This is a genomic window from Neisseria sicca, assembly GCF_017753665.1.
In the GTDB taxonomy this organism is placed as follows: domain Bacteria; phylum Pseudomonadota; class Gammaproteobacteria; order Burkholderiales; family Neisseriaceae; genus Neisseria; species Neisseria flava.
This window is the reverse complement of sequence record NZ_CP072524.1, coordinates 2137083-2156562: the sequence shown is the minus strand read 5'-3', so window position 1 is coordinate 2156562 and position 19480 is coordinate 2137083. Positions and strand designations below refer to the sequence as shown.

Annotated in this window: 20 protein-coding genes and 2 pseudogenes; 11 read left to right on the top strand and 11 right to left on the bottom strand. The window is 49.8% G+C overall.

Annotated features, from left to right (window positions below; genetic code table 11):
* Positions 1 to 38 precede the first annotated feature (38 nt).
* Positions 39 to 290 (top strand): hypothetical protein, encoded by a 252-nt coding sequence (locus J7445_RS10230; RefSeq protein ID WP_070655661.1) that lies wholly within the window; start codon positions 39 to 41, stop codon positions 288 to 290.
* A gap of 27 nt (positions 291 to 317) precedes the next feature.
* On the opposite strand, the gene gltX is transcribed toward J7445_RS10230, so the two are convergent.
* On the bottom strand, positions 318 to 1712 hold the full coding sequence (gene gltX / locus J7445_RS10225; protein WP_209283033.1) for a glutamate--tRNA ligase: 1395 nt from the start codon (positions 1710 to 1712) through the stop codon (positions 318 to 320).
* 159 nt (positions 1713 to 1871) lie between these two features.
* Here gltX and J7445_RS10220 point away from each other — a divergent pair, with 159 nt between their 5' ends.
* Positions 1872 to 2966 carry an ABC transporter substrate-binding protein gene (locus J7445_RS10220; protein ID WP_070655646.1) on the top strand — a complete coding sequence of 365 codons (1095 nt, stop codon included), beginning with the start codon at positions 1872 to 1874 and terminating at the stop codon, positions 2964 to 2966.
* A 29-nt stretch (positions 2967 to 2995) separates the two neighbouring features.
* Here the strand turns inward: J7445_RS10220 and J7445_RS10215 are convergent.
* The 5 genes and pseudogenes from J7445_RS10215 to J7445_RS12615 all read right to left on the bottom strand — a co-directional run.
* Positions 2996 to 3247 (bottom strand): annotated as a pseudogene (locus tag J7445_RS10215) (glutamate--tRNA ligase family protein); the annotation flags it as partial.
* A 160-nt stretch (positions 3248 to 3407) separates the two neighbouring features.
* The gene (locus tag J7445_RS10210) at positions 3408 to 3737 is read right to left on the bottom strand and encodes an FKBP-type peptidyl-prolyl cis-trans isomerase (protein ID WP_003743612.1); all 330 of its coding nucleotides are present in this window, start codon (positions 3735 to 3737) and stop codon (positions 3408 to 3410) included.
* Between the two features lie 164 nt (positions 3738 to 3901).
* On the bottom strand, positions 3902 to 4162 hold the full coding sequence (locus J7445_RS10205) for a hypothetical protein (protein WP_070655295.1): 261 nt from the start codon (positions 4160 to 4162) through the stop codon (positions 3902 to 3904).
* A 172-nt stretch (positions 4163 to 4334) separates the two neighbouring features.
* A complete protein-coding gene (locus J7445_RS10200) occupies positions 4335 to 4553 on the bottom strand; it encodes a DUF2061 domain-containing protein (RefSeq protein ID WP_070655297.1) in 219 nt (72 codons plus the stop codon).
* Positions 4554 to 4592: 39 nt separating this feature from the next.
* Positions 4593 to 4700: pseudogene (locus J7445_RS12615) on the bottom strand (IS5/IS1182 family transposase); the annotation flags it as partial.
* A gap of 86 nt (positions 4701 to 4786) precedes the next feature.
* On the opposite strand from J7445_RS12615, the gene J7445_RS10195 reads away from it, so the two are divergent.
* A complete protein-coding gene (locus J7445_RS10195; protein WP_070655299.1) occupies positions 4787 to 5737 on the top strand; it encodes a D-2-hydroxyacid dehydrogenase in 951 nt (316 codons plus the stop codon).
* A gap of 91 nt (positions 5738 to 5828) precedes the next feature.
* On the opposite strand, the gene J7445_RS10190 is transcribed toward J7445_RS10195, so the two are convergent.
* Positions 5829 to 6032, bottom strand: a complete 204-nt coding sequence (locus J7445_RS10190) for a hypothetical protein (RefSeq protein ID WP_209283032.1) — start codon at positions 6030 to 6032, stop codon at positions 5829 to 5831.
* Between the two features lie 27 nt (positions 6033 to 6059).
* Here J7445_RS10190 and J7445_RS10185 point away from each other — a divergent pair, with 27 nt between their 5' ends.
* The gene (locus tag J7445_RS10185) at positions 6060 to 7025 is read left to right on the top strand and encodes an IS30 family transposase (RefSeq protein ID WP_209283031.1); all 966 of its coding nucleotides are present in this window, start codon (positions 6060 to 6062) and stop codon (positions 7023 to 7025) included.
* 50 nt (positions 7026 to 7075) lie between these two features.
* Here J7445_RS10185 and gnd read toward each other — a convergent pair whose 3' ends face one another.
* Positions 7076 to 8524 (bottom strand): decarboxylating NADP(+)-dependent phosphogluconate dehydrogenase, encoded by a 1449-nt coding sequence (gnd, locus tag J7445_RS10180; protein WP_070654938.1) that lies wholly within the window; start codon positions 8522 to 8524, stop codon positions 7076 to 7078.
* A 478-nt stretch (positions 8525 to 9002) separates the two neighbouring features.
* Here gnd and ggt point away from each other — a divergent pair, with 478 nt between their 5' ends.
* On the top strand, positions 9003 to 10772 hold the full coding sequence (gene ggt, locus J7445_RS10175) for a gamma-glutamyltransferase (RefSeq protein WP_070654940.1): 1770 nt from the start codon (positions 9003 to 9005) through the stop codon (positions 10770 to 10772).
* Between the two features lie 310 nt (positions 10773 to 11082).
* Here ggt and lpxC read toward each other — a convergent pair whose 3' ends face one another.
* Positions 11083 to 11997 (bottom strand): UDP-3-O-acyl-N-acetylglucosamine deacetylase, encoded by a 915-nt coding sequence (gene lpxC / locus J7445_RS10170; protein WP_039408946.1) that lies wholly within the window; start codon positions 11995 to 11997, stop codon positions 11083 to 11085.
* A gap of 569 nt (positions 11998 to 12566) precedes the next feature.
* On the opposite strand from lpxC, the gene gap reads away from it, so the two are divergent.
* Entirely contained in the window at positions 12567 to 13571 is a 1005-nt protein-coding gene (gene gap / locus J7445_RS10165; RefSeq protein ID WP_070654942.1) for a type I glyceraldehyde-3-phosphate dehydrogenase, read from the top strand.
* A 509-nt stretch (positions 13572 to 14080) separates the two neighbouring features.
* On the opposite strand, the gene tsaA is transcribed toward gap, so the two are convergent.
* A complete protein-coding gene (gene tsaA, locus J7445_RS10160) occupies positions 14081 to 14755 on the bottom strand; it encodes a tRNA (N6-threonylcarbamoyladenosine(37)-N6)-methyltransferase TrmO (protein ID WP_070654945.1) in 675 nt (224 codons plus the stop codon).
* Between the two features lie 114 nt (positions 14756 to 14869).
* Between tsaA and J7445_RS10155 the strand changes: the two genes are divergently transcribed.
* From J7445_RS10155 to J7445_RS10135, 5 genes are all read left to right on the top strand, one after another.
* Positions 14870 to 15505 carry a nicotinamidase gene (locus tag J7445_RS10155; protein WP_070654946.1) on the top strand — a complete coding sequence of 212 codons (636 nt, stop codon included), beginning with the start codon at positions 14870 to 14872 and terminating at the stop codon, positions 15503 to 15505.
* A 36-nt stretch (positions 15506 to 15541) separates the two neighbouring features.
* On the top strand, positions 15542 to 16522 hold the full coding sequence (gene waaC, locus J7445_RS10150) for a lipopolysaccharide heptosyltransferase I (protein WP_209283030.1): 981 nt from the start codon (positions 15542 to 15544) through the stop codon (positions 16520 to 16522).
* A 212-nt stretch (positions 16523 to 16734) separates the two neighbouring features.
* Positions 16735 to 17484: an electron transfer flavoprotein subunit beta/FixA family protein gene (locus tag J7445_RS10145; protein WP_209283029.1), complete on the top strand. Its 750-nt coding sequence runs from the start codon at positions 16735 to 16737 to the stop codon at positions 17482 to 17484.
* Between the two features lie 10 nt (positions 17485 to 17494).
* Complete coding sequence (locus tag J7445_RS10140; protein WP_070654954.1) at positions 17495 to 18430, top strand: electron transfer flavoprotein subunit alpha/FixB family protein; 936 nt, start codon at positions 17495 to 17497, stop codon at positions 18428 to 18430.
* A 62-nt stretch (positions 18431 to 18492) separates the two neighbouring features.
* A complete protein-coding gene (locus J7445_RS10135; RefSeq protein WP_070654956.1) occupies positions 18493 to 19104 on the top strand; it encodes an IMPACT family protein in 612 nt (203 codons plus the stop codon).
* A gap of 51 nt (positions 19105 to 19155) precedes the next feature.
* Here the strand turns inward: J7445_RS10135 and J7445_RS10130 are convergent, their stop codons facing one another.
* Positions 19156 to 19473, bottom strand: a complete 318-nt coding sequence (locus tag J7445_RS10130; protein ID WP_070654958.1) for a DUF4298 domain-containing protein — start codon at positions 19471 to 19473, stop codon at positions 19156 to 19158.
* Between the last annotated feature and the right edge of the window lie 7 nt (positions 19474 to 19480).

The following is a 19480-nucleotide window of genomic DNA, read 5'->3' as shown; positions in this document are numbered from 1 at the left end:
GTCTGAAAACAGGTTTTAGATTTCAGACGACGTTTTTTATGCTCGAAACGGCTTTCTTCTTCCCAACGCTTGTTATAGGGGTTTCAAACGACAAATCCCTATTCTGGGATTTACCCGCGCAGTCGGGAGTCCGGAAAGTTGAAATAATGGTGATTTCTAAATATTCCCTCAAACGCAGAAGCCGGATTCCCGCCTGCGCGGGAATGACGGAACAGGTGTTTTCTGTTCCAGCCTGCCGTCTATTTCACAAGAAATCAATGGGTATCGGAAAAATCAAAAAGGTCGTCTGAACATTTTCAGACGACCTTTTCAACGTTTTAAGAACGAATCCGTTTCAACACTTCTTCCTTGCCGATTAATGCCAACACGGCATCAACGCTGGGGGTTTTCGCCGTGCCGCAGACGGCGAGGCGCAGGGGCATGCCGAGTTTGCCCATTTTGATGCCTTCTTCGTCGCAGAAAGGTTTGAACAGGTCGTGGATGGCTTCGGCGTTCCAGTCTTCCAGCCCTTCGAGGCGTTCGGCGAAGCGCAGCATACGGGCGGCAGCTTCGTCGTCCCAATGTTTTTGCACGTCCGCTTCGGCGGGCGTTTGTTTAACGTAGAAGTAGAGGCACTCGTCGGCGAGGGTGTTCAGGTCTTGGGCGCGGTCTTTGACCAATGCCAACACGTCTTCCAACGCGGGTTTTGCCGTGTCGTAAATATCGCGCAGGGCAAGGCGGGGCTTGATGAGTTCCGCGAGTTTTTCGTTGGCGGTGATTTTGATGTGTTCGCCGTTGATCCAGTAGAGTTTTTTCAAGTCCATGCGGCTTGGAGACGGGGAAACGTCTTTCAAATCAAACCATTCGATGAATTGTTCCATCGTAAAGAACTCGTCGTCGCCGTGCGCCCAGCCCAAGCGTGCCAGATAGTTGAGCATGGCTTCGGGCAGGATGCCCATCGCGCCGAAGTCGGTGATGGCGACGGTATCGCCGCTGCGTTTGGAGATTTTTTTGCCTTGTTCGTTGAGAATCATGGGCAAATGACCGTATTCGGGCAGGTTTGCGCCGATGGCTTTTAAGATGTTGATTTGTTTCGGGGTATTGTTCACATGGTCGTCGCCGCGGATAACGTGGGTAACGCCCATGTCGTAGTCGTCCACGACAACGCAGAAGTTGTAAGTCGGCGTACCGTCGGCGCGGGCGATAATCAGGTCGTCGAGTGCTTCGTTGGGAATGGAGATTTCGCCTTTGACCAAGTCCGTCCATTTGGTCACGCCGTCCAAAGGCGTTTTGAAGCGGACGACCGGTTGCACGTCAGCAGGGATTTCGGGCAGGGTTTTGCCTGCTTCGGGACGCCAGCGGCGGTCGTAAGTCGCCGTGCCTTCTTTTTCGGCTTTCTCGCGCATGGCTTCCAGCTCTTCTTTGCTGCAATAGCAGTAGTAGGCGGCGCCTTTTTCCAAGAGTTCGGCGATGACTTCTTTATAGCGGTCGAAACGGCGGGTTTGATACACGACGTTGTCGGCGTTGTCGTAATCGAGACCGACCCATTTCATGCCGTCGAGGATGATGTTGACGGATTCGGCGGTAGAGCGCGCCAAGTCGGTGTCTTCGATACGCAATAGGAACTCGCCTTTGTGATGGCGGGCAAACGCCCATGAAAACAAGGCGGTGCGTACGCCGCCGATGTGCAGGTAGCCGGTGGGGCTGGGGGCGAAACGGGTTTTGACGGTCATGATGGCTCCAAAGTCTTTGAAAACAGGTATTTTACTTTTTCGGCAAGGTTTAAACAATGTAAGGCCGTCTGAAAATAATGTCGGCGCAGAAGGACCATCTGGGAACTTTTCTCCTGAAAACAAGACAAATGATAATCATTTCTTTGAAAGTATCCGCTCATGAACAAACGCGCTTTATTTGCCGCCCTCGCCCTCCTGCCCCTTTTTGCCCAAGCCGAAATCAAAACTATCAAAGACGTATTGGGACGCGAAGTCAAAGTCGATGTCCCTGTCAAACGCGCGGTTTTGGCGTTTTACTATCCCGACTATATCGCGGTAACGGGCGCGGACAAATTTAAAAACGTCATCGGCATTTCGCGTGAGTTTTGGGAGAAATTCAATCCCGGCAGCTGGGCGATGTTCAAACAGAAGCTGCCTACGCTGCAAAACATTGCGGACATCGGCAACATCAGCACCGGCACGTTTTCACTGGAGAAAACGCTCGCGCTCAAGCCGGACGTATTGATTCTGGCCGACTGGCAGTATAAGGCCGTCGCCACCCACCTGCCGCGCATTAAAGCGGCAGGCATACCCGTCGTCGTGGTCGATTTCAACGCCGAAACCGTCGCGCGGCACACGCGCAGTGCGGAAATTTTCGGCGAACTCAACGGTACGCAGGCGCGCGCCCAAAAAATTGCCGCCGAATACGCCCGAGGCATTGCCGATATCCAAAAACGCGTCGCGCGCGCCAAGCAGTCCAAACCGAAAATCTATATCGAGTTCGGCGACAAAGGCCCGTCCGAATACAGCTACACCTTCGGCAAAGATATGTGGGGCGCGATTGCCGACACAGCAGGCGGCAACAATATCGCCGCGCCTTACGTTAAAAACTGGGGACCGATAAACCCTGAAAAATTCTTGACGGCCAAACCCGACGTCATCATCATTTCGGGGACGGAAAACGGCCATAAAGACAAGCCTGGCATTATGGCGATGGGCATAGGCATCAGCCAGGCCGATGCGCAACGTCGCCTGGCCGGATTTGTCAAACGCAAAGGCTGGGCAGACATTCCTGCCGTCAAAAACAAACGCGTTTACGGCATCTACCACACCGCCTCCCGCTCGATCGCCGATTTGGCCAGCGCGCAATTTATCGCCAAAACCCTGTATCCGCAGCAGTTTGCCGACATAGACCCAAACAAGACCTATCTGGACTTCTACCGCAAATACCTGCCCGTCGTGCCGGACGGTACGTTTTACATCCAATTGAAATAGCGGCTGAAAAAATCATAGGCTCAGGCCGTATAGCGGTCGAAACGGCGGGTTTGATACACGACGTTGTCGGCGTTGTCGTAGTTCAGACCGACCCATTTCATGCCGTCGAGGATGATGTTGACGGATTCGGCGGTAGAACGTGCCAAGTCGGTGTCTTCGATACGCAATAGGAACTCGCCTTTGTGATGGCGGGCAAACGCCCATGAAAACAAGGCGGTGCGCACGCCGCCGATGTGTAGGTAGCCGGTGGGGCTGGGGGCGAAACGGGTTTTGACGGTCATGATGGCTCCAGAATCTTTTAAAACGGGTATTTTACTGTTTTTAGACGGAATCGGACAATGAAAGGTCGTCTGAAAACCTGAAAATTCAGGTTTCAGACGACCTTTCGCTCTTTTTCAAAGCAGATTCAAAGCAGAAAATCCATCCCGATGCCGTCAGGCATTATTCATAAACTTTCAACAGCTCCACTTCAAACACCAATGTCGCGTTTGGCGGAATCACGCCGCCCGCGCCGCGTGCGCCGTAGCCCATTTCTGCGGGAATGGTCAGCTTGCGTTTGCCGCCTTCTTTCATGCCGCCGAAACCTTCGTCCCAGCCTTGAATGACCTGGCCCACGCCCAGCGTAATCGTCAGCGGCTGACGGCGGTCGAGGCTGGAGTCGAATTTGGTGCCGTCTTCCAGCCAACCGGTGTAATGCACGGTAATTTCCTTGCCTTTCACGGCCTCTTTGCCGTGGCCTTCCTGCAAATCTTCAATAATCAAACCGCTCATGTTTTATCCTTTCATAGCGTTTTCAATCGGTTAACAATATCGACTCTTCGATATTCCGCGCTGAAGGGTATCATAGCTGCCGTTTCCGATAAAGCAAAAGGTCGTCTGAAAACGGATGGATACGTTTCAGACGACCTTTCAATGTATCGTCAACTGCTTGGCAATCAATTTGAGCCGTTTTGCAATGAGCGGGCATAGGTGTCGTTGTAGCCGATGTCGGTGATTTCGCGCACGCCTGTGGCAGGTACGGTAAATTTCACGCGGTCATCATCCTTACGCATATCGTACGCGTCGTGATATTCGACTTGAGTTAAGCCCGGAATGGGGCCGGAGTCGTTGGCATGATTCCATTCAGGAATGCGACTGTCGGCGAAAGATGCGGCGGCGGCAACAGCGATGAGGGAGGCGAAGAGTGCTTTTTTCATGATACTTTCCTTATGATGTTGAATATAAAAGATGAACTGCATAGGCGTTCAAGCGATGGAAAGCATTTTATTGATTTCGTTTGGATTAATAAATATCCATTTTATTGAAAGAATATTTATCAATAAGAAACAATAAACCCTAACCCGTTTTCAGACGACCCCCGGTCAAAACTTATCCACAATGGTGCAGCGGCGTAGTCCATTCCTGCTTCAAAGTTTTATTTTTTTCGTAGCGTCGCCATGCCTTTTCGTGGAAATAAAAAACGACGGTGTTGGCAAGCGGTTCGACCAGCGCGACTGCGCTTGAGATGCCGATGCTGTCGGTCAAAATATAGGCAACGCCAAACGCGGTGGCGAAATGTAAAATGGCAAAGGTCATGGTTTTAATCATGATGGTTTCCTGATTGGTGATGTCTGTATGGTTCGGATAATATAGTGGATTAACTTTAAACCAGTACGGCGTTGCCTCGCCTTGTCGTACTATCTGTACTGTCTGCGGCTTCGTCGCCTTGTCCTGATTTAAAGTTAATCCACTATAACCATTCTCAACTACGCCGTATCTTTTGAATATTTTATTCAAAATTAGTTTATTTAAATCATTATTTTATTTTTGATAGGTGAAATATGAATCCACTGTGTATTGCCGTTCTCGACCGCGACACGCTTGCCGACCGTCCGTTTGACTTTGATTTTCCGCATACTTTAAGCAGCTATGGTTCGACTGAGGCGCATCAGACCGCCGAGCGCATACAGGGCGCGGACATCATCATTACCAACAAAGTCGTGATTTCCGCCGAACACATCGCCGCCAACCCGCAGCTCAAACTGATTGCGCTAGCCGCGACGGGCGTCAACAATGTTGACCTTGCTGCCGCCAAGCAAGCGGGCGTGAGCGTGTGCAACATCCGCGCTTACGGCAATGAATCCGTGGCGGAACACGCGTTTATGATGATGATTACCCTGATGCGCAACCTGCCTGCCTATCAGCGAGACGTTGCAGCAGGCTTGTGGGAAAACTCGCCGTTTTTCTGCCACCTCGGCGCACCGATGCGCGATTTAAACGGTAAAACACTGGCGATTTTCGGTCGCGGCAATATTGGTAAAACGCTGGCAACTTATGCACAGGCGTTCAAAATGAAGGTCGTGTTTGTCGAACACAAACACGCCGAAACCGTCCGCGACGGCTACGTTTCCTTTGACGAAGCCGTCCGCACTGCCGACGCGCTGTCGCTGCATTGCCCGCTCACGCCGGAAACGGCAAATATGATAGGCGAAGCCGAATTGCAGCAGATGAAGCCCGGCGCCGTCATCATCAACTGCGGACGCGGCGGACTGGTGGACGAACACGCGCTCATCGCCGCCTTGAAATACGGGCAAATCGGCGGGGCAGGTTTTGACGTGTTAACACAAGAGCCGCCGCGCGACGGCAACCCTCTGCTGAAAGCTCGACTGCCCAACCTCATTGTCACGCCACACATTGCATGGGCAAGCCAAGAGGCCGCCAACCGTCTGTTTGACATCCTTGTGGACAACATCAACCGCTTCGTCGCAGGCAATCCGCAGAATCTGGTTTGATGCCGATAACCCTAGTCCTGTTGATAATTTTGTGAACAATTTAAAAGGTCGTCTGAAAATTTTCAGACGACCTTTTGTATATTGATATTTTTCAATGAATTAAGTTTGATTTGATTGAATTGGGATGAAGTTCAAATTGTGGATAAGTTGTGAGCAATCCGTGGATTTTATCAAAAACCGATGCTTTCAAACGGCAAAGGTCGTCTGAAACCTGAATCTTAGTTTTCAGACGACGGCGGATTCGCATTTGAAGTGCAACTTTCCCTAACAGAAAAAGGCCAGTATGCGGTAGCATACGGCCTTTCCTGCAAGAAAGATTGCCATGAGCTACACACAACTGACCCAAGACGAACGATACCATATCCAATACCTGTCCCGCCACTGCACCGTCACAGAAATCGCCAAACAGCTTAACCGCCACAAAAGCACCATCAGCCGCGAAATCAGACGGCACCGCACCCAAGGGCAGCAATACAGTGCCGAAAAAGCACAGAAGCAGAGCCGGACTATCAAACAGCGTAAGCGAAAGCCCTATAAGCTTGATTCGCAGCTGATTCAACACATCGACACCCTTATCCGCCGCAAACTCAGTCCCGAACAAGTATGCGCCTACCTGCGCAAACATCACGGGATAACACTCCACCACAGCACCATTTACCGCTACCTCCGCCAAGACAAAAGCAACGGCGGCACCTTGTGGCAACACCTCAGAATATGCAGCAAACCCTACCGCAAACGCTACGGCAGCACATGGACCAGAGGCAAAGTGCCCAACCGCGTCGGCATAGAAAACCGACCCGCCATCGTCGACCAGAAAGCCCGCATCGGCGATTGGGAAGCCGACACCATCGTCGGCAAAGGACAGAAAAGCGCATTACTGACCTTGGTCGAACGCGTTACCCGCTACACCATCGTCTGCAAATTGGACAGCCTCAAAGCCGAAGACACTGCTCTGGCAGCCGTTAGGGCATTAAAGGCACATAAAGCCAGAGTGCACACCATCACTATGGATAACGGCAAAGAGTTCTATCAACACACCAAAATAGCCGAAGCATTGAAGGCGAAAACCTATTTTTGCCGCCCCTACCATTCGTGGGAGAAAGGGCTGAATGAGAACACCAACGGACTCATCCGCCAATATTTCCCCAAACAAACCGATTTCCGAAACATCAGCAATCGGGAGATACGCAGGGTTCAAGATGAATTGAATCACCGGCCAAGAAAAACACTTGGCTACGAAACGCCAAGTGTTTTATTCTTGAATCTGTTCAAACCACTGATACACTAGTGTTGCACTTGAAATCCGAATCCAAGGACCTTGTTGCTAACTCAGACAAATCAAATATCGTAAGTGGTCGATGCGGTATCGCCGCCTTTGCCTGTCCAGTTGGTATGGAAGAACTCGCCGCGCGGTTTGTCAGTGCGCTCGTAGGTATGCGCGCCGAAGTAGTCGCGTTGGGCTTGCAGCAGGTTGGCGGGCAGGCGTTCGGTGGTGTAGCCGTCGAGGAAGGTAATCGCGGAAGCCATGCAGGGCATGGGGATGCCGCATTCGATGGCTTTGGCGACCACTTTGCGCCATGCGGGCAGGCAGTTTTCCAATACGCCTTTGAAATAGGGGTCGGAACCCAAGAACACCAAATCGGGATTGGCTTCGTATGCGTCGCGGATGTTACCCAAGAACGCGCTGCGGATGATGCAGCCTTCGCGCCACAGAAGGGCGGTGTTGCCGTAGTTCAATGCCCAATCGTTGTTTTCGCTGGCTTCGCGGATGAGCATGAAGCCTTGTGCGTAGGAGATGATTTTGGATGCCAACAGGGCTTGGCGCAGGGCTTCGACCCATGCGGCTTTGTCGCCGCCAACGGGGGTAACGGTTTTGCCGAACAAGCGGCTGGTTTGAACACGTTGGTCTTTGAACGCGGATACGCAGCGGGCAAACACGGCTTCGGAAATCAGCGTCAGCGGGATGCCCAAGTCGAGGGCGTTGATGCCGGTCCATTTGCCTGTGCCTTTTTGTCCGGCGGTATCGAGGATTTTTTCGACCAAAGGTTCGCCGTTTTCGTCTTTGTAGCCCAAAATCGCGGCGGTGATTTCAATCAGGTAGGAATCCAGCTCGGTTTGGTTCCATTCGCTGAAAATGCGGTGCATTTCGTCGTAGCTCAGACCCAAGCCGTCTTTCATGAATTGGTAGGCTTCGCAAATCAACTGCATATCGCCGTATTCGATGCCGTTGTGCACCATTTTGACGAAATGGCCTGCGCCGTCGCGGCCGACCCAGTCGCAGCAGGGTTCGCCTTGCGGGGTTTTGGCGGCAATGGCTTGGAAGATGGGTTTGACGGCGGGCCATGCGGCTTCGTCGCCGCCGGGCATGATGGATGGACCGTGACGCGCGCCTTCTTCGCCGCCGGAAACGCCCGCGCCGATAAAGCGGATGCCTTTTGCCGCCAGCTCGTGGGTGCGGCGGGTGGAATCGGGATAGTTGGCGTTGCCGCCGTCAATAATAATGTCGCCTTGGTCCAAAAGCGGGACAAGTTGCTCGATAAAGTCATCCACGACAGAACCTGCGCGTACCATCATCATGATTTTGCGCGGTTTTTCCAGTTTATCCACTAAATCTTGCAATGAATAGGCACCGATAATGTTGGTGCCTTTGGCTGCGCCGTTGAGAAAATCGTCTACTTTAGCAGTGGTCCGGTTGTACGCCACGACTTTGAAACCGTGATCGTTCATATTCAAAATCAAATTTTGACCCATAACGGCCAAGCCGATGACGCCGATATCGCCTTTCATTGATGGAAGCTCCATTATTAATTTAATTTATCAGCCGTAACTCTATCTGATTTACAGAGGTTTAACAATCCTTAACTATCTAATTTTTTGAAAAGATGCCTTTACGTTGCGGGCTTTGGCTGCGCGTTGGGAAACAAACTATAAATAAGATTTTAAATAATAAATGGATGATTATATTGAGTCGCGCATTTGTTTGTGTATAACTTTTATTCCTTTTTTAGTTCAATAAGTTGAATGTAGAGTTTGGATGCGGATAAACTGCCGTTTGCCTTGTTTGCAGATGTGGATAATTTTGAAATCCGGTTTTTATTTGTGTATAACTTTCCGGCTATACACACAGCCTGCCGGTTTTATACCGGGCTCAAACGGAACTGTCCGAAGAGATAAACAGTCCAATCGGTTTTCATGTTTCAGACGACCTTTTGTGTTTTTCAACCGCAGGTCGTCTGAAAAATATCTCAACGAAAAGGGAGCAGATATGAAATTTTCTTTTGGATTAAACCTGTCGGCTGTTTTGGTTTTGGCGGCGTGCGCGCACCAGCCGATGCAGAAACCTGATGCTGCGCCTGTGCCGACGGCTGTGGATAACCATGCGCCGGAACAAGGGACGGGGCTGACCGAGCAGAAATTGATCCGCGCCAAACATTATATGGCGGCGTCTGCCAATCCGTTGGCAACCGAGGCGGGATATGAGGTTTTGAAACGCGGCGGCAGCGCGATAGATGCGATGATCGCCATGCAGACAACCTTGGGTCTGACCGAACCGCAGTCTTCCGGTTTGGGCGGCGGCGCGTTTTTGGTATATTGGGACAATAAGGCGAAAAAACTGACGACGTTTGATGCCCGAGAAACGGCGCCGAAAGCGGCAACGCCGGCGCTTTTTTTGGATGAAAACGGCAAGCCGATGGGCTTTATGAACGCGGTGGTCGGCGGCCGTTCGGTCGGTGTGCCGGGGATTCCGAAGCTGCTGGAAGATGTCCACAAGCGTTATGGCAAATTGCCTTGGGCAAGTCTGTTTGACAAACCGATTGCTTTGGCGGAACAAGGCTTTACCGTTTCACCACGCATGGCGAAATCCATCGAGCAAAATTTGGAGCCTTTGAAACGTTATCCGCAAACCGCCGCGTATTTCCTGCCCGACGGCAAGCCTTTGGCAGCGGGAACGGTGTTGAAAAACCCTGAATTTGCCCGCTCCGTACGCCTGTTGGCGGAAAAAGGCAGCGCGCCGTTTTATCAGGGGGAGCAGGCGCAGAATATTGTCCGTGCCGTTACCGGCGCTGTGGATAACCCCGGCAAAATCAGTATGGCGGATTTGAAAAACTACCGCGTTATCGAGCGCAAACCGGTTTGCGCGCCGTATCGTGAATACGAAGTCTGCGGTATGGGTGCGCCAAGTTCGGGCGCGATTGCTTTGGGCGAGATTTTGGGCGTCCTGCAAAATCAGGATATGAAGGCGTTGGGCGCAGAAAATATCCACAGTTGGCGCTGGATAGGCGATGCGTCGCGGATTGCGTTTGCCGACCGTGATTATTACGTCGGCGATCCCGCGTTTGTCAACGTCCCGACCCGTGTCCTGATTTCTCAGGCTTATCTGAAACCGCGCGCCGAAGAAATCCGCCAATCCGACAAGGCGTTGGAGAACATTCAGGCAGGCAAGTTCGGCAAGGCATACGCGCAGGGTATGGCGGTAGAGCTGCCGTCCACCAGCCATTTGGTGGTTGTGGATAAAGACGGCAACGTCGTGTCGATGACGACTTCGATTGAAAACGCGTTCGGTTCGGGACTAATGACAAACGGCTATCTGCTCAACAATGAATTGACCGATTTTGCTTTCAACCCCGTCGGCGCGGACGGTAAAACGGTGGCAAACAGCGTGGCGGGCGGCAAACGGCCGCGTTCTTCGATGGCGCCGACCATTGTGATGAAAGGCGGCAAGCCTTATTTGGCGGTCGGTTCGCCCGGCGGCAGCCGCATCATCGGTTTCGTCGCCAAAACGCTGGTGGCGCATATCGATTGGGGTATGGACATTCAGGCGGCAATCTCCCTGCCGAATATGCTCAATCGCGGCAGCCAGTATGAAATCGAGGAAAAAACCGCGGCGGCGGACAAAGCGGCAGCATTGGAAAAACTGGGCTACAAAGTCCAAATCCGCGATTTGAATTCCGGCGTACAAGGCATTGTGATCGGCAAAGACGGTTTGCTCGGCGGTGCCGACCCGCGCCGCGAAGGCAAAGTCATGGGCGATTGATCACTGATAAGCTTGTGGAAAAAGGTCGTCTGAAATCCGAATTTGGGTTTTCAGACGACCTTTTTTACTGCTGGAGAAAAGCTATGGATAAAATGTGTATAAAATTTGAGAAAAAATATAATCTTTTTATTTTTCAGAAGGATAGATTAGATAGCCATGTGGATAATCATGTCTGAAATATTGGCGGGAGATGGTTGTCTCGCTTGAAAGGTCGTCTGAAAACTTAAAATCAAGATTTCAGACGACCTTTATTCAATAAAAAGGCTGTGGATGATTGTTTATCCACAGCCTTTTTTTACACCGTCTTATCTCAAGCCGCCGGCAGCTCGTGGAAGGCTGATGGCAAATTCTCATCGTCAGAGAATTCCACCCATTCGTAAGCGGTTTCGTCCGCCAAAACCGCACGCAATAAGGCGTTGTTGATGGCGTGGCCGGATTTGTAGCCTTCGAATGCGCCGATAATCGGGTGTCCGACGATATACAAATCGCCGATGGCATCGAGGATTTTGTGGCGGACAAACTCGTCGGGATAACGCAAACCTTCCGGATTCAAAACGTCCATGTCGTCAATCACAATGGCGTTGTTCAAATTGCCGCCCAGTCCGAGATTGTGGGCGCGCATCATTTCCACTTCGTGCATAAAGCCGAAGGTGCGCGCGCGCGCGATTTCATCGATATAGGATTTGCCCGCGAAATCGATTTCAAAAGTGGGCGAGCTGCGGTTGAAAACCGGATGGTCGAATTCGATGGTCAGCGTCACTTTAAAGCCGTCATACGGCGTAAAGCGCACCCATTTGCCCGCTTCCTTGACTTCGACAGGCTTGAGGATTTTCAAAAACCGCTTTTGCGCCTTTTGATCGACAACGCCCGCATCTTGCAAAAGATAAATAAACGGCAGGCTGGAGCCGTCCATAATCGGGATTTCGGGCGCGTTCAACTCAATCAGCGCATTGTCGATGCCGTAGGCGGAAAGCGCGGACATGATGTGTTCAATCGTGCCGACGCGCACGCCTTTGTCGGTTACGATGGTGGACGAGAGGCGCGTATCGTTGATGAGGTAGGGCGTAAGTTTGATGGTTTCGCCCATTTCGCCGTCCAAATCGGTACGACGGAAAGAAATCCCGCTGTTTTCAGGCGCAGGGTGTAAGGTCAGCGCGACCCGTTCGCCTGAATGCAATCCGACGCCGGTTACGCTGATGGATTTTGCCAAAGTTCGTTGCAGCATAAACCGCCTCCTTATTTAATAATTAGTTTGATTTTTGGATAATACGATAAAAAGGAAAAAATAATCCATTATTTTTAATAGTATTTGCTAATGTAGGTATTTCGGAGCCATAGATTTTTCAGACGACCTTTTGTACCGATAAGATTATCCACAATATACCGTGTAATCGAAGTGGACAAATCTGATTTTATCCACAGAAAAATTCAAACAATTACAGATTATCCGACTTTGTTCTCACAAAAAACAGAACTTGAACGCAGCCTTTAAATAAATACAACAATTTGATTATAAAACCAGTAATAAGGTTATCCACAAAACAGAGATACACTCATCACTATCATCATTTTTTTAAATAATTACATATTAATTTTAAAAACAACCAAAATTTATCCCCAAATATGGGGGCGAACCGTACCAATCTGCATTTTCAGACGACCTATTTCACGGTTTTTTTATTTAAATCAAACATTTTAAAAGTAGCGTCGTGTAATTCTAGGTAGTAGTTTTATTTCAGGCTACAATAGCCCTTATTGAAATTTATCCCTTTCCCTACTGACAGGAGTATCAAAATGAGCATCAAAGTAGCGATTAACGGTTTCGGCCGCATCGGCCGTCTGGCATTGCGTCAAATTGAAAAAGCCGAAGGTATCGAAGTCGTCGCCGTTAACGACCTGACCCCTGCCGAAATGCTGCTGCACCTTTTCAAATACGACAGCACCCAAGGCCGATTCCAAGGTACTGCCGAATTGAAAGACGATGCCATCGTGGTGAACGGCAAAGAAATCAAAGTTTTCGCCAATCCGAATCCTGAAGAATTGCCTTGGGGCGATTTGGGTGTGGACGTCGTCCTCGAATGTACCGGCTTCTTTACCAGCAAAACCAAAGCCGAAGCCCATATCCGCGCCGGCGCACGCAAAGTCGTTATTTCCGCGCCCGGCGGCAATGACGTGAAAACCGTCGTATATGGCGTGAACCAAGACATTTTGGACGGCAGCGAAACCGTTATCTCCGCCGCTTCCTGCACCACCAACTGCCTTGCCCCGATGGCGGCAGTCCTGCAAAAAGAATTCGGTGTAGTCGAAGGCCTGATGACCACCATCCACGCCTACACCGGCGACCAAAACACCCTTGATGCGCCGCACCGCAAAGGCGATTTGCGCCGCGCCCGCGCCGCCGCGCTCAACATCGTGCCCAACAGCACCGGCGCCGCCAAAGCCATCGGTTTGGTTATCCCCGAATTGAATGGCAAACTCGACGGCTCCGCCCAACGCGTTCCCGTTGCCACCGGCTCGCTGACCGAATTGGTTTCCATCCTCGAACGCCCTGTAACCAAAGAAGAAATCAACGCCGCGATGAAAGCTGCCGCGAGCGAATCTTACGGCTACACCGAAGATCAAATCGTTTCTTCCGATGTCGTCGGTATCGAATACGGCTCACTCTTCGACGCCACCCAAACCCGCGTGATGACCGTAGGCGACAAACAATTGGTGAAAACCGTCGCTTGGTACGACAACGAAATGTCTTACACCTGCCAACTCGTCCGCACTTTGGAATACTTCGCAGGCAAAATCTAAAGGATTTCGGATTGGGTAAACCAGTCTGTGGATAAGTAAGAGAAAAGGTCGTCTGAAAACGGGGGTAGAACGAGTTTCTCTAAAACTCAAATCTCAAAGTTTTCAGATGACCTCTTTTTTACCTGCAACCCGCCCCCTCTCCCGTCTGGCGGGAGAGGGTTGGGGAGAGGGTGGCTCTATGGGGTGTACAAATTTGCTTTTACCTAAACTCATAAAACCACCCCCATCCTAACCTTCCCCCGCCGGACGGGGGAAGGGACAAGTTGCCGTTTCGGCAGCGAGTAGCGTGGGCTTTGCCCACGATATGAATGTCCAAATGAATGCCTATTCGACTGTTGTCTGATTGGATTGTCAGGTGGTAGGTTCGTGGGCGAAGCCCACACTACGGGTTCGGTTTATCCAAAGTGTTCATTGAATAAGACCCGTATCGATTGAATAAAAAGGTCGTCTGAAAACCGAAATCTTAGGATTTTCAGACGACCTTTTTTAATGAAATCAATCACTAAATTTCAAACGACGCTTATCCCAATAACCGTCGCGCGGTTTCCTTCGATTTGAAACCTGATTTTATAATCCTCAATATTCATAACGTAAATCCGTTCGGGAATATTCTGATAGGCGGGGCGCGGGTCTTGGGCAATGCTTTGGCTGATGAGGTTTTTGGTGCTTTCAGATAAATTTTCTGCGCCGATGTTTTCCAGCCATACGACTTCAAGCTCTTCGGGTTTGCCGCTGACGAAGCCGGATGATGCGTCGGGTTTGGATTCGACAAAGGGGATGTAGGGCTTGATATCGACAATCGGCGTACCGTCGAGCAGATCTGCGCCGCTGCAATAGAGGCGGACGGATTTGTCGGTTTCGATGCGGTCGAGTTTTAAGAGTGATAGTCCGAGATGATTGGGGCGGTGGGGGCTGCGCGTGGCGAATACGCCCATTTTCTGCTTGCCGCCGAGCCGTGGCGGGCGCACCATTTTCGCCCAGCCTTCATCCAATACGCCGTGAAAAATAAAACTTATCCACACATAATCGAAGTGTTCTAATCCGCGTACGCTGTCTGCGGTAAATTCGGGATTCAGTTCGATGCAGACCTCTGCGGCGGGAACCAAACCGGGCTGGCGGGCGACGCCGAATTTCTGTTTGTAGGGCGAGCGGGCGGTGGCGATGGGGACGATGGTGTAAGTCATGAGGATTGTGGACAAGTTTTTCGGAAAAACGTTATCTTATCACAGCCGGTTTTACCGCTTTCGGGCAGTAATTTGTTATAATACAGGGCATTTTAATCGCTTTGAAATGATGAGATGATTGTTTCCATTGATGTTGATGCACAAAAAACTTTTACGCCTTTGTGTCCTAAAGAGCTGCCTGTAAAAGAGGGGCATTTGATTGTCGAAGAATTGAATGCCCAAGCCGCTTTGGCGGATTTGCGCGTGATGACGAAAGATGCGCATCATATGGCGGCGAAATGGCTTGTGGATAACCCTGTTGATATGTTGAAGCCGACAGGTTTGCCTGATGCGGATTTGACTTGGGTGGCTCATGCGATGGTCGGTACGCGCGGCTATGAATTGTTGGACGGACTGCCTTCTTCCAAGGAATACGATTATTGCGTTTGGAAAGGCGTTGATCCTGAATTGCATCCTTACGGCGCGTGTTTTCACGATATCGAGGAAAAACTGAGCACTGGATTGATTGAATGGCTGCGTTGTCAAAATACGGATACGATCATTGTCGGCGGTTTGGCTACGGATTATTGTGTGAAAACAACGGTTTTGCAGTTGCTCAAAGGCGGCAATTGGCAGGTTATCGTTAATGAAGCGGCTTGTCGGGGCATTGCGCCGGATACCATCGAAACGGCATGGCAGGAAATGCGTTCTGCCGGTGCAATGATCTTAAAAAACGCTGAAGAAATTAAAAAATATATTAATAATCAATAAGTTAAAATTGTTTCACGTGAAACACCCTTCCTAAATATGAAAATTTTGCTTGTCCGCTTGTCCAGTATGGGCGATTTAATTCACACTTTGCCCGCAATCGAAGATTTGGCGCGACAATGCCCTGATGTGGAACTCCATTGGCTGTGTGAAGCCGGATTTGCGGATATTGCGCGCCTGCATCCGTTTGTGAAAAAAATCCATGTGATGAAATGGCGGCAATGGCGCAAACATCTCTTTCAGGCAGAAACTTGGCAGGAAATAGGTCGTCTGAAACAGACCTTGCGGCAGGAAGCATTTGATTTTGTATTGGACAGTCAAGGTCTGATTAAAAGCGCGTGTTTCGCCAAAATGGCAAAATCCCCTATTTATGGTTTGGATAAACACAGCGCGCGCGAGGGACTGGCTGCGCTGGCGTATGCGAAAACATACGCTGTACCGAAAGGGAAAAATGCTGTTTGGCGCAACCGTGAACTGTTTGCCCAAGTATTTGGGTATGCAATGCCGGAAACGCAGGTATTCGGCTTGACCGTTCCCGAAGCAGGTCGTCTGAAAAATTTGGAGCAACCGTATTATGCTGCTTTGCACGCGACTAGCCGAGACAGTAAATTATGGCCTGTGGAAAACTGGCGGGCGTTGCTGCAAAAGTTGAATGAAGAACAGCAATGCAATATTTACCTGCCTTGGGGAAATGAAAATGAAAAAACGCGTGCCAAACAAATTGCAGACGGACTGCCGTTTGCTATTGTGTGCGACAAAATAAATTTATTGCAGGCAGCGTATTTGCTGAAACATGCGGTCGGAATTGTCGGCGTGGATACCGGTTTGCTGCATTTGGCAAATGCCTTGGAAAAACCTGTGGTCGGTATTTATACCGATACCGATCCGATTAAAACAGGCGTTCAAGTTTCGGCTGTTGCAAAAAATTTAGGCAATATCGGGCAGATTCCGACTGTGGATTTGGTTTATCAAACGTTGATGGATTGTGTGGCTGCCGATGAAGGTTCAAAGGTCGTTTGAAACTGAAATAGCGCTTGATATTTTTCAGTTTGTTGAGTGTGGAATGTATATTCGCCAGTCTGAGTAAATGCTTTAAAAATGGTATAATCGGCAAGCATTATCCGAAAGATTTCTGAATGAATTCGTTTTTAAGAAAAACGGATTTGATTTTATAGAGAAGAAGGTTTGGTTTCGCTGGATGGTGAAAGCAGCGTTCTTTTTAGGAGAATTCAATGAAAGCACTGGTCGCAGTAAAGCGCGTAGTGGACTATAACGTCAAAGTTCGTGTAAAAGCCGATGGTTCGGATGTGGATATCGGTAATGTCAAAATGTCGATGAACCCGTTTGACGAAATCGCTGTGGAAGAAGCCGTCCGTTTGAAAGAAGCCGGAAAAGTAAGCGAAATCGTAGCGGTTTCTTTGGGCGAGAAAAAATGCGAAGAAACGTTGCGTACAGCTTTGGCGATGGGTGCCGACCGTGCAATTCATGTTGAAACCCATGCGAAATTGGAGCCGCTGGCAGTTGCCAAGCTGTTGAAAGCTGTTGCGGACAAAGAAAATCCGCAAATTTTCTTTTTGGGCAAACAGGCGATCGATGATGATGCCAATCAAGTGGCGCAAATGTTGGCAGCTTTGCTGAATGCGGCGCAAGGTACGTTTGCTTCAAAAGTACAAATTGAAGGCGACGAAGTTCAGATTGTGCGCGAAATCGATGGTGGCGAAGAAACCATCGCATTGAAACTGCCTGCGGTTATCAGTGCTGATTTGCGCTTGAATGAGCCGCGCTTTGTCAAACTCCCCAATATTATGGCAGCAAAGAAAAAACCTTTGGAAAAGCTGGCTCCTGCCGATTTGGTTGCGGATATTTCACCTCGTCTGAAAACGGTGAAATTCGCCGAACCTAAAGCGCGTCAGGCAGGCGTGAAAGTAGCAAGTGTTGCCGAATTGGTTGAAAAATTGAAAAACGAAGCCAAAGTGATTTGAGGAGACTGAAATGAGTGTATTGATTATTGCTGAACACGACAACAAACAGTTGAATCCTGCCACTTTGCATGCCGTTACCGCCGCTGTCAAACTGGGCAAAGTCGATTTATTGGTTGCCGGAAGCGGTGCATCGGCCGTAGTGGAATCCGCGAAACAAGTTGCGGGTGTGGAAAAAGTTTTGGTTGCGGATGCTGCCCATTATGCCGAAGGTTTGGCTGAAGAACTGGCTCCGCTGGTTGTCAAATTGGCGGCGGATTACCGCTATGTTGCAGCAACGGCAACCACATTTGGTAAAAACCTTTTGCCTCGCGTAGCGGCCTTATTAGACGTCCCGCAAATTTCTGATTTGACCGAGATTGTGGATAACACGACTTTTGTGCGCCCGATTTATGCGGGTAATGCATTTGAAACCGTGCAAGCTGATTCGGAAAAATTAGTGCTGACCTTCCGTGCGACGGCTTTTGACGCAGCGGCGGCGCAAGGTGGTAATGCTGAGGTAATTAATGTTGAAGCAACCCCTGCCCAAAACCTGAGCCGTTTTGTGAACCGCCAGCTTTCCCATTCCGATCGTCCTGAGCTGACTCAGGCAAAAGTCATTGTCTCCGGTGGCCGTGCTTTGGGTAGTGCGGAAAAATTCAATGAAGTGCTGACACCGTTGGCGGATGTTTTAGGCGCGGCAATCGGAGCATCCCGTGCGGCGGTTGATGCCGAATATGCGCCGAATGATGTGCAGGTCGGACAAACTGGTAAAGTGGTTGCACCGCAGCTCTATTTTGCAATCGGTATTTCAGGTGCGATTCAACACGTTGCCGGTATGCAGGACAGCAAAGTCATTGTCGCAATCAATAAAGATGCCGATGCGCCGATTTTCAATGTAGCCGATTACGGATTGGTAGGCGATTTATTCGAAATCGTTCCGCAATTAACAGAAGCATTGAAAAATTGATGTTTCACGTGAAACGTTCAGACGACCTTGTTATTAATGAGGTCGTCTGAAAACATTTCAGCATGATTACGACTTATAAAACCATTACTTCCCCGACGCAGGCTGAGTTTAAAGATAAAGGCAGCCGTTTTATTGCATTTGCCTATCCGATTCGGACGTTTGCTGATGTGAAAAAATACCTCGATCCGTTAAAGGAAGAACATCATAAAGCGCGGCATTGGTGCTATGCCTATCGTTTGGGCGTAGATGGCATGCAATTTCGTGCCAATGATGATGGAGAGCCGTCAGGAAGCGCTGGGCGACCAATTTTAGGACAGATTGATTCGGTGGGTGTAACCGATGTTTTGGTCGTTGTCGTGCGCTATTTCGGCGGTACTTTATTGGGTGTTCCCGGTCTGATTCACGCATACAAAGAGGCGACGGCTCAGGCGTTGGCAATTTCGGAAGTGGTTGAAAAGAATATTGAAAAAACCGTTTGGCTGAAATGTGAATATCCGTTTTTGAATGAAGCAATACGCATTGCTAAACAATATCAGGCGGATATATTGGAGCAGGATTTACAGTTGGATTGCCGATTGACGGTAAGTTTATCGTTGGCAAATTATGAGGCCTGTGTTGCAGCTTGGAAGAATACACGGCAGATTGAAGTAAATACGGAAAAGCCTTTTGAATGAAAGGTCGTCTGAAATGCTTTGTGATGGTATTTCAGACGACCTCTTTGCTGATTAATCTTCTTGCGTATATCTGTCCAAGGCATCGACGCTGGAGCGCAAATATAGCCAAGCCAATTGATGGAATTCGCCCAGCGCGTTCCATAAGGCATCTTCGCTCATAATGCTATATTCGCCTTCTGTACGCAAATCCACCTCCACTCCATCTTCAATAGCCCGATGGCAAGCCTGATATTCGTGGGTATAGAAATTATCCATATCGCGAATCAAAGCGACGGCATGTTTCCAACGCCGGATGTCTTCTTCCAATTGCGGTAGTAAATGACACCATTCGCGGTATTTACTTTGGATTTCATCAATACGTTTTTGCATAGCTGCT

Bases quoted from the DNA above. Each gene is read 5' to 3' on its own strand.
- J7445_RS10230 (WP_070655661.1), top strand. From the start codon at position 39: ATGCTCGAAACGGCTTTCTTCTTCCCAACGCTTGTTATAGGGGTTTCA.
- gltX (WP_209283033.1), bottom strand. From the start codon at position 1,712: ATGACCGTCAAAACCCGTTTCGCCCCCAGCCCCACCGGCTACCTGCAC.
- J7445_RS10220 (WP_070655646.1), top strand. From the start codon at position 1,872: ATGAACAAACGCGCTTTATTTGCCGCCCTCGCCCTCCTGCCCCTTTTT.
- J7445_RS10210 (WP_003743612.1), bottom strand. From the start codon at position 3,737: ATGAGCGGTTTGATTATTGAAGATTTGCAGGAAGGCCACGGCAAAGAG.
- J7445_RS10205 (WP_070655295.1), bottom strand. From the start codon at position 4,162: ATGAAAAAAGCACTCTTCGCCTCCCTCATCGCTGTTGCCGCCGCCGCA.
- J7445_RS10200 (WP_070655297.1), bottom strand. From the start codon at position 4,553: ATGATTAAAACCATGACCTTTGCCATTTTACATTTCGCCACCGCGTTT.
- J7445_RS10195 (WP_070655299.1), top strand. From the start codon at position 4,787: ATGAATCCACTGTGTATTGCCGTTCTCGACCGCGACACGCTTGCCGAC.
- J7445_RS10190 (WP_209283032.1), bottom strand. From the start codon at position 6,032: ATGCTACCGCATACTGGCCTTTTTCTGTTAGGGAAAGTTGCACTTCAA.
- J7445_RS10185 (WP_209283031.1), top strand. From the start codon at position 6,060: ATGAGCTACACACAACTGACCCAAGACGAACGATACCATATCCAATAC.
- gnd (WP_070654938.1), bottom strand. From the start codon at position 8,524: ATGAAAGGCGATATCGGCGTCATCGGCTTGGCCGTTATGGGTCAAAAT.
- ggt (WP_070654940.1), top strand. From the start codon at position 9,003: ATGAAATTTTCTTTTGGATTAAACCTGTCGGCTGTTTTGGTTTTGGCG.
- lpxC (WP_039408946.1), bottom strand. From the start codon at position 11,997: ATGCTGCAACGAACTTTGGCAAAATCCATCAGCGTAACCGGCGTCGGA.
- gap (WP_070654942.1), top strand. From the start codon at position 12,567: ATGAGCATCAAAGTAGCGATTAACGGTTTCGGCCGCATCGGCCGTCTG.
- tsaA (WP_070654945.1), bottom strand. From the start codon at position 14,755: ATGACTTACACCATCGTCCCCATCGCCACCGCCCGCTCGCCCTACAAA.
- J7445_RS10155 (WP_070654946.1), top strand. From the start codon at position 14,870: ATGATTGTTTCCATTGATGTTGATGCACAAAAAACTTTTACGCCTTTG.
- waaC (WP_209283030.1), top strand. From the start codon at position 15,542: ATGAAAATTTTGCTTGTCCGCTTGTCCAGTATGGGCGATTTAATTCAC.
- J7445_RS10145 (WP_209283029.1), top strand. From the start codon at position 16,735: ATGAAAGCACTGGTCGCAGTAAAGCGCGTAGTGGACTATAACGTCAAA.
- J7445_RS10140 (WP_070654954.1), top strand. From the start codon at position 17,495: ATGAGTGTATTGATTATTGCTGAACACGACAACAAACAGTTGAATCCT.
- J7445_RS10135 (WP_070654956.1), top strand. From the start codon at position 18,493: ATGATTACGACTTATAAAACCATTACTTCCCCGACGCAGGCTGAGTTT.
- J7445_RS10130 (WP_070654958.1), bottom strand. From the start codon at position 19,473: ATGCAAAAACGTATTGATGAAATCCAAAGTAAATACCGCGAATGGTGT.